Raw genomic sequence first — 17,367 nt, forward strand, 5'->3', positions numbered from 1 at the left:
CTCGCCATTCCGGTAAGCGTTCGCCCGCCGAGATGGAAACCCACCCCCGGGCGGAGCCCGGGGCTAGAAGCGCCCCAACGCGTCTCTATTTAACTAGTGTGCGGTAGTACTCAATCGACCGCCGCAACCCTTCGTCGAAGTCAATCGTCGGCTCGTACTTCAGCACGTCGCGAGCGGCGGTGATGTCGGCCAGGCTGTCGCGCACATCGCCCGCACGGGCTGGCTCAAAGTTCGGCTCAATCTTCGTCCCCAGCACGCGATTAATGCTGGCGATCAGTTCCAACAAGCTGTACTGCTTGCCGCACGCCACATTGAACGTGCGACCGCTCGCCGCCGGCGAGGCCGCCGCCGCCAGATTACCGAGCACGACGTTCTCGACGTAGGTAAAATCCCGCGATTGCCCGCCGTCGCCGAACACTGTCGGCCGCTTGCCGGCGAGCATCATCACGACGAACTTCGGGATCACCGCCGAATACTCGCCGTTAGGATCTTGCCGCGGGCCGAAGACATTGAAGTAGCGGATCACTACCGTTTCCAAACCATACGACGCGGCGAACGCCTGGCAGTACCCTTCACCGGCAAGCTTCGCCGCCGCGTAGGGCGAGATCGGCGCCGGCAGATCGCTCTCGCGCTTGGCGATGAACGGCTGGTTGCCATACGCGCTGCTCGAACCTGCGTAAACGACGCGCTTCACGCCGCCGCGGCGCGCCGCGTCGAGCACATGCAACGTCCCCGTCGCGCAAGCAGCGTGGCTCGCGGCCGGCTCGGCCAGGCTCCGCGGCACCGACGCCATCGCCGCTTGGTGAAACACCACATCGACGCCGACAACCGCTTTCTCGAGCTGCTTCGGATCGAGCAGATCGCCCTGCATCAGTTCGACGCGTTTGCCGAGGTGGGCAAGGTTCTCCGCCTTACCCGTGCTTAAGTTGTCGTAGACGCGCACTTCATCGCCGCGCTCAACGAGCGCCGTCACAATGTGCGAGCCGATGAACCCAGCGCCGCCGGTGACCAAGTATTTCATTGCGATTCTTTCTTAGCCGCTGATGGGCGCGCTGCGGTGAGCGACCAATGACGTCGTCGGCCGCCAGTTGCTGAAGTGCCGTTCCATCCGTTCGTCGAGATCAGGCACCGCCGTCCGCAGTCGCGCCGACAGCGGACCAACATGGTCGCCGCGGCGAATGTCGGCCAAGTATTCGACCAGCGTCCGGTGGGCAGCCGCCGGCCCATGCAACATAAAATGAACCCACGACCACGCGAAACGATACTCAAAGCTGCCCATTTCGCCTACCTCTTGCCGATCCTCGAGATCTTCGACGGTCCGTCGCATCCCAAGCCGCAAGTTCCAGCGGACGAGGGCGAGGTGAGGGTGGCCGTGCGGGCGACTCTCCTCGGGCATCTCAAAATATTCCGCTAGCCCTTCATCGAGCCACAGCGGCACCTCCGGCAGCGTCGCGTGCAGTAGGGCGTGCGTCGATTCGTGCCGCAAATCGACCGGCAACTCCGCATGCTGGTAAGCGTAAACGGCTCCGCGACCGCCACGCCGGACGTAAAGCGCCCGACGGTAAGGAACTTGGGGATAGAGCTGAGCCAGAAACTTCCGATGCGACGCCTCGTCTGCTAGCAAAAAAACGTCGACCGTCTGCCGCGCCGAGGGAACTGCTAGCGTCCGATGCAGCTCCGATTCGAGCCGAGCCAGCTCAGCGAACACTCCTTCTAGCGACTGCAGCGGGAACGCCGACGTGCAGACGAACGGCCCGTAAACGCGGCGATCGGCCCAGCCTTCGCTTTTTTCGGCAGCTCGGGCCAGCGGCGTCGCGATCGTTGCTGCTAGCGCCGCTTGTAAAAATCGCCGCCGTGACAGCCCAGAGGTCATCGAGCCTCCCGCCGGCAGGCTGCCGTTTCAAGTTGGTCGATCGGCGCCAGCACTTACTTCTCACGGCGAGGGAGGAGATGGGGGCGGGAGTATACTGGTCGACCAGCGCTGGTCAACCCAAGTCGCCCGCAGCCGTGTGAACGCCGAAAAATCTCCGCTTCGGCGCCTCCGAGGGACGACGCTAGGACTCGTCACTTCGATCCCATTCTTAGACCTTGGTCTCGTTTTGCGACCAACGTGGCACGAAACGATCCACCGGTTGGCAAGCCCCACTTGAGGGAAAATGTAAAAATCCCGGAAAATTCATCGTTCCACGTGACAGTGAACCTTCAACCCCACCAATCATACCTATTGGCATGTCGGTTGCACTTAGCCGATCCGTCGCAACGGAGCGACAACTTTGGCAGCCCGCAGGGAAGCCGCACCGTTTTTGTTGTTCGTTTCAGGAGGTAGTAGGGATGCTCGTACTCAGCCGCAAGATTGGCGAAAAGATCCACGTTGGCAACGACATCACGATCGAGGTTCGCCGCGTGGCCGGCAACCGCGTGACGCTAGCAGTTGAGGCTCCGCGCAACGTGCGGATTCTCCGCGGTGAACTCCGCGATGCTGCGATGGAATTCGAAATTCACGAAGAAGAGTTCGAACTGGAGCCAGAGCCTGTCCGCTCGCCGGTCGTGGTCACGCACCAACGACTCGGCTTGGGCGCCTCGATGCCCCATGTTCTGGGCTAGCATCTCGCCCCCCGCTTGAATCTGGGTTTACCAACTCACTTCACCCGGAGGCGCGGATGCGTTTCGCAAGACAATTTGCACAAAGAGAGCCGTGTGGCGCGATGCCTACGGCTTTTTTTGTGCGCTGATTTTCCTGCTACCGCCTGCCTGCCGCTCGCGGTCTAGCGATCTCTCCCAAAGCGCCCATTCGCGCGCGATCATGCCTCGTTGAGACGCCCTCCTTGGATCGCGTCGCGAGCTCGATTTTCAGGCCGTTTTCCCAGGCCGAACTTGACGTTCCTGCCGGGAATTTCCTACTCTCCCCGCCCCTCTCTTGGGGGCCGGCGTCGCACCAGGGATGCACCCTGATCGCGGAACGACGAGCCACCTGCCAACCGGTCGATGCCGACCATGGCGTGCTCCGCACAGCCGACGGTGACTTGCCTCAGTCCGCGCTCGCGCGCGTCGACGTGCCTGGCCGTTTACCTGTTGGCTGCCGCGATCCTCCTGGCTCCCGGTTGTGCATCGACCAGCAGCAAGTGGGTCACCCTCCGCACGACGCCGCGTAATCCGCTCACCGACACGCTTGGCCTCGTCACCAAGCAAGGCCCCAAGCCAACGCCGCGCACTCTGCAACTGCTGCGGCGCTACGACCTCGAGAAAAAGCTCAACGACAAGCCCGCGCTGCTCGTCGAGCTCAATGCGATCAACCGCAACGAGCCGAACCGCGAGAATCTCTACGCCCTCGCGGAAGTCGCCTACGTCGGCGGCAAGAAGGCCGACGCCGCTCACGACAAAGCCGCCGCACTTGAACTGTACGGTTCGTCGGTGCTCTACGCCTACGAGTACCTGTTCGCCAACGGTTACCCGACCGCGAGCAACGCCTACGACCCGCAGTTCCGCAGCGCGTGCGAACTCTACAACGCCGCTCTCGAAGGAACCTTGCGCATAGCACAGACCGAAGCCCCGCTCCGCCCCGGCGCAGCTCGTCGCATCAAAACGTGCGCTCACGATTGCGAGTTGGAAATTCAATTGAAGAGCGGCGGCTGGCATTCCGCCGATTTCGATCACGTCGAGTTCGTTTCCGACTACGAAGTCAACGGCCTGCGGAACCACTACCACAACTTCGGCCTCGGCGTGCCGCTCATCGCCGTTCGCAAGCCGCACGAAAACCCCGAGCCGGCCGAGCAGTTCTACCCGCCGGATCTCTCGTTCGCGGTCACCGCCTTCCTGCGCGTCGACCCGATGCTCGCTAAGCAACCTAGCGACGTCGTTCCCACGTCGGCGACGATGAGCGAGCTCGCCGCGGCCGAAGCCAAGCAACCGAAACGCAAACTTCGCGCGGTGCTCGAACTCTACGATCCGCTCGACACCACCCAAGTCGACGCCGGCGGCGTTACCGTGCCGCTCGAAACCGACCTCAGCACGCCGCTCGCCTACAACCTCAGCCAGCCGGCCCTCGACGACAGCAAACTCTCAACTGTCGGACTGCTGACGCCCGAGAAGGTGCAAAAGGTCAGCGGGCTCTACATGCTCGAGCCCTACCGCAGCGACCGCATTCCGGTGGTGATGGTGCACGGCCTTTGGTCGAGCCCTGTCACTTGGATGGAGATGTTCAACGACCTGCGGAGCGATCCTTACATTCGCGAGCACTACCAATTCTGGTTCTACCTCTACCCGTCAGGCCAACCCTTCTGGCAGAGCGCTGCCGAGATGCGTGAAGACCTCGTGCAAATGCGGGCCAAGCTCGATCCAGGTCGCAAGTCGCCGGCGCTCGATCAAACGATCCTCGTCGGCCACAGCATGGGCGGCCTCGTTTCAAAGCTGCAAACAGTCAACAGCGGCAACGAGTTCTGGCGCACGATGAGCGACAAACCATTTGCCGAGCTACAGGCCGACCCTGAAATCCGCGACCAGTTGGCGTCGACGTTCTTCTTCGACCCGAACCCGTCGATTCGCCGCGTCGTTACCATCGGCACGCCGCACCGCGGCAGCGAATTCTCCAACGACTTCACGAAGTGGCTCGGCCGCAAACTGATTCACGTCCCCACCGCGTTGATGAATGGCCGCACGGAACTCGCCACGCGCAACCCCGAATACTTCCGCAACACGGCGCCAATCAACATCACCAACAGCATCGACTCACTCTCGCCGAAGTCGACGTTCCTGCCGGTGTTGCTCGAAGCCCCAGCCGGCCCTTGGGTGAAGTACCACAACATCGTCGGCCAGGCGCCGCACGAAGGGGTGACGAACCAGGTCTCGATGTGGCTCTCCGGCGAGGGCGACGGCGTCGTCTCGCTCGCCAGCGCTCAGCTCGACCACGTCTCCTCGCAGATCGTGGTCCCCGCCGATCACATGACGGTTCACCGCCACCCGCAGAGCATCCTCGAAGTCCGCCGCGTGCTGATGCAGCACATCGCCGATCTGCAGAACTTCCCCTACGGCGGGGCGGTGCAGTACGCCGACGCCGAGGTCGCAACGCCCGTCGGCCAATCGCCGCCGCAACTGCCAGGGCCAGTGGCAACGTTGCCGGCGACGGTGACGAAGTAACTCAGCCCAAGGTGCATTCCAACGGTCGAGTCTTCTGGGGGGGATACTCGCGCTTCGCGCCGCTCAGGTGCGTTGTGACTCGCGGCTCACTCCCCGCGGGCCGCCACCATCTGCCGCAGCAAACCGCGACCGCCGCGAGCTCCCAGCACGTCGCCCGGCGACACCCGCAGGCCAGCCGCGTGGACGACCGTGTATAACTCGCTCGACGGCCAAGCATCGTGGTCGCAGTCGTCGTCGTGTTCGTCAACCGAATCTTCAGCGACTTCCGCTTGTTGGTTCACTTCCACCTCGATGGCGCGGGCAATCTCGCCACGCAGCACCGGCACATGCGACGGGGCCTGAATCCCGAGACGAACTCCCTTGCCCTTGGTCCGCACCACCGTGATGACCACGTTGTCGCCAATCTTGATCTGTTCGCCTTGCTTCCGGGTGAGAACCAACATGAGACACACTCCCTTGTAGATGAGATTCCTGCGGCCGACACGCCGCGTTTGACACGGAAGGCTCTATTGCACTACCCGTGCCGATTCTCTAGGGGCGTCGTCTGCCAAGCGGCAGATGCAAACGCCATAAGGAGTTACGTCAGATGCTGGCAGTACCGAAGGTGAGGGCGTGTACACCCAACCGGTGAACATTTGCCAAGAACTTGAAAAAACGGCAAAGCAAGCCGCGCTACGGTTGAATGAGCGAATGACGAATGATAATGGCGAGCCTACGCTTCCCCATTCGTCATTCGGATTTCGTCATTCGTCATTAGCTTTACAGCTTACGTTCCGCCTTCCGCGCCAGCCGATCCCGCAGCTTCGCCGCCAGTTCGTACTGCTCAGTGGCTATAGCATCGGCCAGTTGTTCGGCCAGCGTCGGGCCGAGATGGAACTGCGACTTGATCGACTCCTGCATCTCGCGGAGCTTCACCACGAACAAGTCTTCCTCGTAATGCTCCTCCGCCCCGTGACGAGCAAAAATCGCCGCCAACGATTGTAGCCCGGCGCCAATCACCTCGACCGCCGCCTCCGGCTCGTCGTCTTGCAACTTGGTGAGCGCCGTGGCCTGCACCTTGTGGAACAACACGAACGGCCGGTACTGCTCGTGCAGCATCGCCCAATCGCGATCTTCCGAGTTGGCTGTGCTGAAATCCATCAGCTTCAATGAGTGGTCGGCATCCTCTGCGGCCCGCTCGTATTCGTTGAGGCTCAACCAGCAGATCCGCCGGTGGTAGAACTGCACGAACTCGCGGTCGATCTCCTGCTGCCGTTCGGCGTTCAGCGCGAACTCCGTCCCTTCCTGAAAAGCCGCCGACACGAGGTAATCGTAATAGGTCGGGAAGCCTTCAGGCGTCGCCCCGTCCGGCCGGGCGGTCGTCTCCAGCTGCAGCAGCCCCATATCGACGCGCATCTGCAACAGCTCGCGGCCGTCCTCGCCGACGACACGGCGCACTACTGGCCGGCCTGGCTCAAAGGACCACTCGCGCAGCAGGCGATCGATGTTGTTGGAACGGGACGAACGAGGCATGGCGGGGACAATTCTCAGGGAGTGAACGATGCGGTCGCCGAGAGAATCCCTCGGCCACTCACATTGTAGATCGCTCCCCCTCCGGAGGCGAGCCACGCGCATACCGGCCTTATGATCGCTGTTTTTCAGCGTCAGAAAGGCCGCGTCGCGGTACAGAGTAGGGGAGTCAGCCCTCGCCCCCCACGTCGCAAGCGAGCGATTGCTGCAGCAACTCGATTTCATCGGCGTCGTGCTGATCAACGCGGTTCAAGAAGTCGATCAGCCGATGGCACACCACCTGCGCCCGCGCGGCGGGCAGAGCGGCGAGCGCGGCCACTTCCGGCTGCAGCTCTTCGATCAAATCGCGGAACTCGTCGTGCTGCAATTCAAGTCGCTGCACACGCGCTTCGAGATTCGGCTTGTCATGCCGCACCGCCTCCATGTACCCCTCGACCTCCTCCAGCTCCATCATCCGATCCAGATGCCGCATGAACGACTTCGTGGTGAACTGCACGCTCGACAACTTGCGCGACAGCCCAAACGCCGGCGCCTTCCACTGCAGCGTCACGCGCAGGGCTTGCTTCACATGGTCGAGAATCTGATGCTCCAGACACGCGGCCTGGGCGGCGGCGCGAACATCGCTCCGCATCGAGTGAGACAACATGGCCGATTCCTCCTTAGCGGCAAGCGAGCAAAGATCGAGCGATCTATTCCCGTAGATCGTTCGACGCGGCGTCGCGCCACGCAGTTAACGTCGCGTTCTCCCCTTCGCCGGAGTCAACACGACGCCTAATTTAGAAAAGCCTCTGCCGCAGCGGTCCCGTCCATGCTCGCGGTCACGAGTTATCGGATACCAGCAAGATAAGCCGCCGCGAGGCCTAGTCGCTAGCATCGATCGAAAACGCCCCGAATTGGGCGTCTCGAAAGAACGCACCCCCTGGGTGGGCCCGACACTCGGCCGAGACCAACCCGCTATTCACGAACGCGCTGCCGGCCGCGTGTCGGGGTCGCGCCAGCGACAGAAGGCAAGCCGATTCGCCCTCCGATTGCCGCTGGCAACACCGACGCACTGGCGGCATTACCGACGAGTAGTGGCAAGTTGCTTGCGCCAGAGCGTCGGTGCTACCCCATTCGCGCGAGTGGCACGCCACGCTCACTCCTTCGGCGGCAACGTCTCCACAAACGCCGCCCCTCGCTCGACCCACGCCCGAACCGCCGGCAAATCCTCCAGCCCCAGCGGATCGACCATCACCCACCCGCGCATCGTCCGCCCCTCCGAACCAAAAGGCGTGACGTGCGGTTCCTGGAGCGCCGCCTCGTAATCCTCCAGCCCGACGCGCACGACCATCGACTCTTTAAAGATGCCGATGCACCAATTGCCGTCGAGAAAGTACGCTATTCCCCCAAACATCCGCTTCTCAGAGAAGCCAGGATATCCAGCCAGGAACGGCCTGACGCGGCGTGCGAGTAGTTCGTCGTAGGCCATCGCTCACACTTTCACATTCAACGCGTTTAGCGTAAACCGCGCACTCGAATCGCGTTACGCGATCCGCCCCGCACGGCGACACATTTTTCGACTCTTTTTATGGATTTTCCGTGCGATCCCGCCAGAAATCCTGCCATACCGATTGAACGGGATTACGGCTACTATTCTGCAGCTTTTGGCCGCACGGACGCAATGCCGCCGATTCCATTAGCCTCGATTCGCTCTGCTCGCTCATCGGGATCATTCATGAAGATTGCTAGCTCGCCTCGACTGTTCGGCGTCGCTTGTTGCTTTCTGCTCGGCAGTTGCTGCTTGAAACCTGCCGCAGCCTCTTTTTACGACACCACGGAATGGCAAGGCCCCGCGGGCGAGGCGGGCGATTGGTTCGAACCAGCTAATTGGACCAACGGTGTTCCCGCCGTGACGCAACACCCCCAGATCCCCCCCAACGCGACGATCGACAACGGCGGCATCGCGCGGATTTCAGGGGGAACGGGCCGAGTGCAAAGCATTCAAATCGGCCTCTCTCAACATGGCGAGTTGGTCCTCGAAGGAGGAACGCTCGACGCCGCGTACGGAATCCATCTTGGTTCCCAACCGCAATCCACCGGCCGCTTAACGATTAACGGCGGCCGCGTCGATGCCCAAGGACTTTTTTTGGGCCAGAACTACGGGACAGGGCGCGTTGATCAAATTGGCGGCCATGTCGACGCGAACGACGTCACGCTCGGCTCAACGCTCTTCATCTTTACTCAATATTCGATGCCTGCCGCGCAGACTCCCGATGACTATAGTCGCGGCGAGTACAACCTCGCCGGCGGTCGCGTCTCCTCCACGAATATTCAAGTCGGAACCGGTGGCGTCGGCGACTTCCGCCAAACGGGCGGCATCGTCGAAATCGAACGCCGACTCACCGTCGGCGGCAGCTACTCCAACTTCGCCACCTTGCACGAATCGGACGAGCCGGTCGGCGGGCTGTTCCCGCAACCAGTCTCGCCCGCGTCTGACTTCTCCCAGAATCTGGTCTTGCTTCCCACCGTGCCTTCGCGCGGGCATTACGAGCTGTCGGGCGGTTCGCTCACTACCGCCGAGTTCGTCATCGACAACAGCGGAACTGTGTTGCAAACCGGCGGCTCGCTCCGCACCGACTACCTGGAACTCACGGGCAACGCCCGCTACGAGTTCGCCGCAGGTTCGTTGCGCGTCGAGTCAGGATTGCACGCCAACGACGACTTCGATTTCGCCGGCAGCAGCGTCACGCTTTCCGCTGGCTCGGCGATCGTCAACTTCGCCCACGCGCCGAAGAATGCCGAGCATGCCAAGATTAACGTCGGCCCCAATTCGCTGACAATTTTCCCCGCCGGGTACGACGTGGCGGCCAACATTGGGCAGTTCTCCACAGCCGGCCTCGTCCACTTCACGGGCGACGACCTCTCGATTCCGGCCAATCGCACGGTCGAAGGGCGCGGGACCATCACGGATCATGCGATCGTCGGCGGCAAGCTGCTCGCCAGTCAGCAGATCCTGGCTGCGATCAATCTCAACGGGCTTGAGTTAAAGGCGGGCGGCGAAGTCAATTTGGGAGACGGCATGCTGAATGTGCCGGACGACCGCACCGTCATTCGCAACGGATCGCTCAAGGCGGCCCAGATTAACGTCTACGGCACAGTCGACTTCTCTCCGCTCACGACGGATCCAATTACCGGCGTTTGGCCCCGCATCTTTATCTACCCTCAAGTCACTCCCGGCCTCGCTCGTCAAACGGCAGGCTCGGTCGAAACCTCTCGGCTCCGCATTACCAACGGTCGCTATGAAATCAGCGGTGGAACGCTCGCCGTCGATGTTATTGACGTCGGCAATGCAGCACTAGGCTTCCCTCTCCTTGGCTCGGAAGAACCTCTCCACAGCATGACGCAGCGCGGGGGAACCGTCTCCGTCCGCATGCTCGACTTCAATCCGACGTCTTTCTCATTGCTGGACTATCGTTCATCGCAGGACGACGGCTTCTACTCCGAGCCGCTGCTTCCGGTTCCCTGGCCAAGCTCAGCCGGCACCGCCCGCTACGAAATGCATGCCGGACGGCTAAACGCTGATTGGATTACTTTGAACTCCGGGGGTCGATCGTACGGCTCTGAATTGATCCAAACTGGCGGCGAAGTCGTCGTCCGCGAACTCAAGATCTTCGGCGAGAGCAGCCGCTACGTCCTATCAGGCGGCAGCCTGCAGGCCCGCAGGCTGCAGGTTGGATTCCGCGAGCCGGTCTTGGAGCCCTCCGGCAACTTCGCCATTCTCGACGCCGACGCCCAGGTGGAAGTTGCTGGCGAATTCCTGCTCGGCAGCGGCGCCGAGTTCGTCGCCGCGGCGGGCTCGACGATCCGGCTCACTCGGCCGGATAACATTGGCAACATCGACTACCCGCTCGTCACCGGCAATAGCGTGGCCATCCACGCGACCGATCCGCAAGCAGTTGCCGGGCTGAACAACCTCACGCTCATGTTCGAAGGCGGCAGTGACATCATCGCCACCATCGAAGCCGCAGGCGTAGATCGCGGCCCCACGCTCGCCGGCTTTTACCAGAACTTCTCCATCGACACGCTCGTCATCGGCGGCGTCGAACCAGCCAGCTTGTCGCTGGTCGACCTGTTTCAAAATCAGGCGGGCGGCACGCTGCCGAACGCCCTCTACGTCGACCATCTCGTCGTCAACGAAGGTTCAACGCTCAATCTCAATGGGCTGAAGCTCTACTACCGCACCGCGTCGATCGCGGCGAGCAGCCTCACTGCCGACGCGAGCTTCGGCATCCAGGTCGTCCCAGAACCCGCCGCAGCAGTCCTGGCGTTTGTTGCCGCCCCACTATTCATCCGCCGCCGCGCATCCTAGCCCCGGACTCCGCCCGGGGGTCGGTTATCACAACGCTAGAGATCGTCGCGCGTGACGCCTACCGAGTAGCAAAACCATAAAAGCCACTGGCTCTGCCGGTGGACGAACTGCTAAATAGCCGCCCTTTTGCTGCGTCCACCGGCGGAGCCGGTGGCTTCTATGCCGCACGCCCCGGCATCACGGCGGTCGGCAGCCGCCACACGTAAGCGCCGCCGAGCAGGCCGCCAATAAGCACGATCGCTTTCACCCCGAGAGGCATCGTCGGCCAAAAGCACGTGACGCCGACGACAATCGCCAGCAGCGCGAGCGCCTTCACTCGCACATGGGCACGGATGCCGCGGTGCAAATGCCAGTCGCGCAGCACGCCGCCGAACAGCCGGCTGTCGAGCAACCACCGGTGCCACCGCCGCGAGGTGCGCATCAGGCCGTAACTCGCCAGCAGCACGAACGGCGTCGTCGGCAGTCCGGGGATCAAGACGCCGAACAGCGCCAGCACCAGCGCGACGGCCGTCAGCAACATGAGCGCCGCGCGCCGCCAACCGGTCGCTAGCTCCTGGGCCCGCACGCAGTAGAGCGTCTCGCCCTGAGTGTCTTGCCAGTGAATGATCTCGTCGGCCGCCGTTGCGCCATCCGCGGCCAATGCAATCTGATCCGCTGCCAGTGCGTCGTGGTGCGCGCCGCCGTCTTCGAGTACGACCTCGGCCCCGCGTTGCGGCAATAGCATTGCTTCGAGTTGCGAGCGATCGATCACGACTGCTCGCACGCCGGGCCGGCGGAGCAAGCCCGCCGCGAGATTGTGCAGCCGCGCCGTATCGTTGCTCAGCTCGCGCGAAAAGCGAATCGAGTACAGCGGCGGCGGCGGCGGCATGGCTGGGGCGGATATAGGGGCGGAAGCTAACCCGCCAAAGCGGATCGCGCAGGCGGCGCCATCGCTACATGCGGACGCCACTCCCACAGACTAGGCCGCGTTTCTCGCGAGTCAACTCGCTCGCCCCGCCCAAAAACTCGCAATCTCGCCGCAAACCGCTTCTTAGATGGGCGCCACTGGCATCTTGCCAGTGCAGCAGCGGGTACTCGCTCGGCACTTCTCACTGGCAAGATGCCAGCGGCACACATGCGAAGCCCATCTCGCCGTCACGGTTTCCGCTCCAGCAACTCGCTCAGCTGAAACGCATGGTACGGCTGCTCCGCCGCCGGCTCACCCTTGGCATTCGCGTTCGCCACCCAAAACTTCGTCGACTTCGGCTCGAACAACGCGTTGTGCAAGTTCGATTTCATCGCCACCGGGCGATCCATCAACCGCAATGCGTCCTCAGCGGTGAACTCGCCCCACTTCGCCTCCGTTCGATCGACCAAGTGATGGTAACGCTCGCCAGCCGACAGCAGCACCGCGTCCTTCACCGGCCGCGGCAGTAGCGGGTGGCTCGTGTTCGGCTGCACAAGGCTGAACTGCTTCGCTCCCGCCTCCATGCCGACTGCCCGGTTTGACTTGCCGTCCGCGATCACAAAATAGTATTCGCACGTCCGCGGCGAATCGCGGAACACCGCCACCGCCTCGTCCAAATCGCCGGCCGACTCCAGCACCTCGCGGACCAGGAACGCCATCGGCACGCCGTTCCATTGGCCGAGTCCCTTGCCCCCCATCTCGCCGATCGACACATGCGAGGCGTTCATCCCCGTCACCGAGCCGATGAACCCGGCATACGTCACGTTGACGAACGGAATCCCCCCCTTTGGCTTCGCGACGATCAGCACCGCATGGTCTTGCAGCTTGAGATCGACGCCGTAGTCGAGCACGCGGCCATGATACAGCGTCCCATCCTTCGTCGCCGAGTTCATCAGCGCGAAGCCGCTGCAATGAAACAGCTCGGGAATAAAATTGGCCGCCTGCACTTCCTCGATCGGCAGCCTCGTTCCCTCGGCCAGCCCCTCAAGTTCTTCCCAATATTTCTGCGGCACATGTTGCCGTTGAATGTTGACGATCTGCGAGATGACGGCGTTCGGCTTGATCGCAATCGGCCCGAGTTCCGCAATCGCTTCGTCCCCCTTCTGACGCACGAGGTAGTCGACGTTCTGCCGAATATGATCGCCGAGCAACTTCCCATGCTGCACGCCCATCTCGCGATGAGTCCCTTCGAGGTGAAGCACCAGATAACCGTCGATCTCCTCCAGCCACCCAGCGCCATGCCGCCCGAGCGTCTTGGCATTGAGGTTCGCCGTGGCAAGCAGCAGCCAAGCGACGCCGCAAAGAGCGACCAGACCACGCAAGAATGAATGACGCATACAGTCTCCAGCGTTTGAAGTCTGACGTGGCGAGCAACATAAGAAGAGGACGCGGCGCGCCTATTGATTGCATCAACGGGCGCCAGTCGCACATCCTAAGCTGATTGCCGACAAATCGCCAGCTGAGCATTTGTAGCCCCGGGCTCTGCCCGGGGATCGGCAACCATTCCGGCGAGTTTAGCCGTGCGTGGCGTCACCCCCGGACGGAGCCCGGGGCTAAAGCGCTGCGACCCCCTAACGCCCCACGCGACCCAACTCTCGCTTCACTATCGGCATCTGGAACGCATCAACCCACTCCGGCCGCAACGGCCGCTCTTCGCCGACGAGGAGTTGCTGCCACTCCTGATCGGTCCATCGCTCCTTAGCCGGACGTTGGAACTCGTAATACGAATACGCCGGCCCGACGTAAATCATCCGATCGCCGTCGTTATCGATCGCCGCGACCAGAAAGTTGCAGTCGCCGACGCCGACTTCCAGCACGTTACCTGAATTAGGGTCGGTATGCACGTCGACAACGGTCGGATCCCATTCCGCCGCTCGCTGACCGCCGCTATAGAACAAGTCGCAATACCACCCATCGTAATACGGAGCGCCGCTCCCGACGCCGCGGGCATCGATCACCTTCTTCAGCCACGTCGATTCTTCATCGCTAAACGGCTCGGCCGCCAACTCCTTGCGTGCGAGTGTTTCCAGCCGCGTCATCGTCATCGCCATCTTTCGCAGAAATTCAATCTGCTGCGTTTTGAGCTGAGCCAGTTGCGAACCATGCGATCCAGGCGCGCTGTAGTCGGCAGCTTGCAGCAAGCGTTCCCCTTCAGCGGCAAAGAACTTGATGCGTCCGTATAGCTCTGGATACGGCTCTACATAGCCGGCGGGATACTCGCACCGCTCCCGACTCGTGTACGACTGCTTCGCATACAACAGCATGTTGTGTCGCAGTTCCGACCACGAGGCGAGTTGCGTCTGCAGTTGCTTCCGCTGCCACGCTGCCGTCTGCATCACTTCGGGAAACGCCCCCTCCGCCGGCGGCGCGTCGTCGAGTTGCCGCAACGCGTCGAGCCACACGTTATAAAGACTCGCCCGCCAAAAACTGCTCGGCCGATTGGCGACATATTCCCGGCTGGCCGCCAAATTCGGCGCGTAGTGCCATCGCTCCAACTCCTCGGTCAACAGCGGCAGCGCCGCGTCGTTCCCCAGCACATAGGCGACGTCGGGCCCCATCGGCATCATCCGCTTCATCTTCTGGCGTTCGTACAAAATCTCGTCGAACACCACTTTGGACAGCGCAAAAGAATCGATCACGAACCGCTGGCCGAACATCTGAAATAGACTCGGAGTTTCAACCTTCCGCTCGTTGCCCGGGTCGGAGGTAAGCGTTTGCGATTGAATCTGCTGCGTCCCGAACTCGCCGCTCGCCAGTGCCGCCTGCAGTTCGCTCACCGCCTGGGCAGAAGCAAGATCGCCCAGTTCAGTGATTCTCCGTCGCTCCAACAAATGCGCCGTCTGAGCCGGCATCAGGTTGTCGCTCGCCCCGACGAAGAAGTCGAGCATCTCATCCATCTGCTCTAACCGTACCTTAGCGCCGCTCGACTCCAACAACTGCGTTAGCAGCACGCTGTTGCGCAACTCCCGCGCGGAATCGATCTTCAGGCTCGACTGCGGATCGACAGGCAGCACGCTCCACCCCGTATCGGCCCGCCCCAGCCACATCATCGTTCTGAAATACCGCGACAGCCACGGGGAGAGCGCATAGTGCCCGCGCGGCTTGAACTGCGAATAGTCGATCGGTCGCTTGCCGCCGTAGATCTCCGTAAAAGCATTTTGCACCGGATCCTGCAAGCGCAGCGTCTGAACAAGTTTTAGGATCTCCAGGGCTGCCTCGTCTTGTTCCAACTGCGAGTGGACCAGCAACGTCCCGTCCCACGCATCGGCATGCGGCGTCGTCTGCGGTCCCGTCGGCGCTCCGGCCCCCTGCAGTAGGTTGCGCGCCACCGTTAGATACAAATCGACGTCGGCCTCGTTGAGCGCCAATTCGCCCCGCTGTCGCGACTCGGCGCCCAGTTCCGCATGGCACTGCGAGAGCACGGTTTCCAGCAAATCGGTGAATAGTGTCTGCTCCAGCTCCTTGAGCAAATCGACGTACGAGCGATGCATCGCGTGCAAGATCGAGTCGGTCGTCACCAGGACCGGCAGATCATTCGAATAAATGGCGAAGTACATCGAGCCAAAGCTGTACCGCTGCCCATGGTCGATCGAGACGAGCCCCGTCTCTCGCAGCCGCGTCGTCTCCGCCGCGGTGAGCTTGAGTCGCTCGACAGTCTCCTCGAAAAACGGCGCCTCGACGGGATCGAACGAGAGCTTCGGTAGATATTCCCGCGCCGGCGCGGCGGCCAGCAGCTCGTCGGCCGTCAGCCCGGCATGCAGCTGCAGCAAATCATCAAACCGCTCATCGCGTCCCGGCGGGGGAGGGGACGAAGCTGCCTCGCTGGCCGGAGATGAACAGCCTGCCGATACTGCTGCTAAGCAAAGCCATCCTGCGGCCAACAGTCGGTACATCTCCCGCGCCTCCGTGAAAGCGTCGGCGCGACGCCCCGCGATTGCGAGCCTGCCTCCCGCCAACGTCCTTGGCGATATCTTACTCGATTTAATACGCCGCGATGTAGAGAACACGTCGCATGGGCGAGAAATCGCACACCAAAGAGAGGAGGTGATGCTCAGCACGTGGACCGAGCCCCGCCAGTCCCATTGAAGCCACCGGCTCTGCCGGTGGACGAAGTGCTAACCTGCGTCGCTTTCGCTGCGTCCACCGGCGGAGCCGGTGGCTTTTAATCCAGCGAAGGCAGTGCTTCCACCGGCCGCAGCGTCGGCGTGCCGCGATCCGCCTGCATCTTCTGGTGCGCCAGCTCGCGCAACGTCACGAAGCGGTGCTGGCCCCCGGTTCCCTCAGCCAGCTGAATCAGCGAGCAGTTCTCGCGGATCTCGAAGCAGAAATGGACGACGTTGATCTTGATGTTGTTCTTCTTGCAATGCCGCACGATCCGCCGCACGTCGCTCGGCGAAGGATCGTCCTTCGCTTCGCCGTCGGTCATCAGGAAGATCATATCGGGGTTGCACTGCAGCGCGTTTTCGAGCGCGATGTTGTGATTTGTGTTCGCCTCGGCCTTCATGTTCTCAACGAAGGACTTAGCTTGCTCTTTGTTCTCGTAGGTGGCGGTGTACATCGTCGGGGCGCCGCCGAACATCACCGCGATGTCGTTGTAGAACACGATCTGAAAGCGGCACCCTTCGTTCAAATCGCCGAGGCTGCGAATCAGTTCGTTCTTGGCGGCCTCAAGCGGCGTCACCGTCAGGCTGCGGTCGCCGTCGATCTGATAGGTGAAGACCGAGTTCATGCTTTGCGAACGGTCGAAGGCGTAAACGAAGTTCCCCCCTTCGCCCGCGAGGCCGAACATACTCGTGTAAGCGTGGCCCGGCCCTTCGCCATCGCCGGTGCCGGTCCCTTTGCCGGCGCCATGCCCGCCGCCGGTGCCGGTGCCTGAACCGCCGTCGCCTGTGCCGGTCCCTTCAATCGTGCCGCCGCTCGAAGCAAGCAGCGAGCCCGCGTTCGCGGCAAACGATTCGCGAAACTCCGCGTCAGGCGCCGCCATGCCTATCAGCGACTCCAACTGCGGGTTGGCCATATCAGTGAGGGTCTCGCCCTCGATCGGCACCTCCGCAGCGCCGACGTCGAGGTTATCCATCTCACTATTGAGCATCTCGTCGAGCGGCTGGCCCAAGCCGTCGCCGCCGTTGCCGCCGCCGCCCGCGTCGAAGTCGGTCAGCCCCGGATCGCCTGGGTTGATCGTCAGCTCCACGCCAACGTCTTTCGGCGCTGCCTGGTAGGCAAGCCCGAGCACAAGAATCATCGCCATGTGACTGATCATCGAGACCAGCCACGGCGGCGCCGCTTCGATGCTGAACCACGAACCGCGACGCGACGCTTCGTCGTCGTCCCGCTGCCCGCTTTCATCCCGCTGCGCGCCGGCGTCCGCGCGCACCGCCGCCGCAGAAGCGAGGCGGCTTTCGGCGGAATTCAAGGCTTGAACCGACATCAA

General features: G+C 62.3%; 13 protein-coding genes. 3 read left to right on the forward strand and 10 right to left on the reverse strand.

Annotated features, from left to right (window positions below):
• Positions 1–85: 85 nt before the first annotated feature.
• Both PLANPX_RS15515 and PLANPX_RS15520 read right to left on the reverse strand, forming a co-directional pair.
• The gene (locus tag PLANPX_RS15515; protein WP_152099608.1) at positions 86–1,021 is read right to left on the reverse strand and encodes an SDR family oxidoreductase; all 936 of its coding nucleotides are present in this window, start codon (positions 1,019–1,021) and stop codon (positions 86–88) included.
• Positions 1,022–1,033: 12 nt separating this feature from the next.
• Complete coding sequence (locus tag PLANPX_RS15520; RefSeq protein WP_152099609.1) at positions 1,034–1,873, reverse strand: DUF1570 domain-containing protein; 840 nt, start codon at positions 1,871–1,873, stop codon at positions 1,034–1,036.
• Positions 1,874–2,331: 458 nt separating this feature from the next.
• Here PLANPX_RS15520 and PLANPX_RS15525 point away from each other — a divergent pair, with 458 nt between their 5' ends.
• Both PLANPX_RS15525 and PLANPX_RS15530 read left to right on the forward strand, forming a co-directional pair.
• Positions 2,332–2,604: a carbon storage regulator gene (locus PLANPX_RS15525; RefSeq protein WP_152099610.1), complete on the forward strand. Its 273-nt coding sequence runs from the start codon at positions 2,332–2,334 to the stop codon at positions 2,602–2,604.
• 390 nt (positions 2,605–2,994) lie between these two features.
• Positions 2,995–5,133: an esterase/lipase family protein gene (locus PLANPX_RS15530; protein ID WP_152099611.1), complete on the forward strand. Its 2,139-nt coding sequence runs from the start codon at positions 2,995–2,997 to the stop codon at positions 5,131–5,133.
• Positions 5,134–5,219: 86 nt separating this feature from the next.
• On the opposite strand, the gene PLANPX_RS28465 is transcribed toward PLANPX_RS15530, so the two are convergent.
• From PLANPX_RS28465 to PLANPX_RS15550, 4 genes are all read right to left on the reverse strand, one after another.
• Positions 5,220–5,576: a carbon storage regulator gene (locus PLANPX_RS28465; protein ID WP_152099612.1), complete on the reverse strand. Its 357-nt coding sequence runs from the start codon at positions 5,574–5,576 to the stop codon at positions 5,220–5,222.
• Positions 5,577–5,892: 316 nt separating this feature from the next.
• Complete coding sequence (locus PLANPX_RS15540) at positions 5,893–6,645, reverse strand: UvrB/UvrC motif-containing protein (protein ID WP_152099613.1); 753 nt, start codon at positions 6,643–6,645, stop codon at positions 5,893–5,895.
• Between the two features lie 166 nt (positions 6,646–6,811).
• Complete coding sequence (locus PLANPX_RS15545; RefSeq protein WP_152099614.1) at positions 6,812–7,288, reverse strand: hemerythrin domain-containing protein; 477 nt, start codon at positions 7,286–7,288, stop codon at positions 6,812–6,814.
• A 489-nt stretch (positions 7,289–7,777) separates the two neighbouring features.
• Positions 7,778–8,110 (reverse strand): TfoX/Sxy family protein, encoded by a 333-nt coding sequence (locus PLANPX_RS15550; protein ID WP_152099615.1) that lies wholly within the window; start codon positions 8,108–8,110, stop codon positions 7,778–7,780.
• Positions 8,111–8,356: 246 nt separating this feature from the next.
• On the opposite strand from PLANPX_RS15550, the gene PLANPX_RS15555 reads away from it, so the two are divergent.
• The gene (locus PLANPX_RS15555; protein ID WP_152099616.1) at positions 8,357–10,990 is read left to right on the forward strand and encodes a hypothetical protein; all 2,634 of its coding nucleotides are present in this window, start codon (positions 8,357–8,359) and stop codon (positions 10,988–10,990) included.
• Positions 10,991–11,147: 157 nt separating this feature from the next.
• On the opposite strand, the gene PLANPX_RS15560 is transcribed toward PLANPX_RS15555, so the two are convergent.
• From PLANPX_RS15560 to PLANPX_RS15575, 4 genes are all read right to left on the reverse strand, one after another.
• On the reverse strand, positions 11,148–11,858 hold the full coding sequence (locus tag PLANPX_RS15560) for a YbaN family protein (protein WP_152099617.1): 711 nt from the start codon (positions 11,856–11,858) through the stop codon (positions 11,148–11,150).
• 266 nt (positions 11,859–12,124) lie between these two features.
• Positions 12,125–13,273, reverse strand: a complete 1,149-nt coding sequence (locus PLANPX_RS15565) for a C45 family autoproteolytic acyltransferase/hydolase (RefSeq protein WP_152099618.1) — start codon at positions 13,271–13,273, stop codon at positions 12,125–12,127.
• 234 nt (positions 13,274–13,507) lie between these two features.
• The gene (locus tag PLANPX_RS15570) at positions 13,508–15,829 is read right to left on the reverse strand and encodes a DUF3160 domain-containing protein (RefSeq protein WP_152099619.1); all 2,322 of its coding nucleotides are present in this window, start codon (positions 15,827–15,829) and stop codon (positions 13,508–13,510) included.
• A gap of 269 nt (positions 15,830–16,098) precedes the next feature.
• Positions 16,099–17,364, reverse strand: a complete 1,266-nt coding sequence (locus tag PLANPX_RS15575; protein WP_152099620.1) for a VWA domain-containing protein — start codon at positions 17,362–17,364, stop codon at positions 16,099–16,101.
• Between the last annotated feature and the right edge of the window lie 3 nt (positions 17,365–17,367).

The organism is Lacipirellula parvula, assembly GCF_009177095.1.
Taxonomy (GTDB): Bacteria; Planctomycetota; Planctomycetia; order Pirellulales; family Lacipirellulaceae; genus Lacipirellula; species Lacipirellula parvula.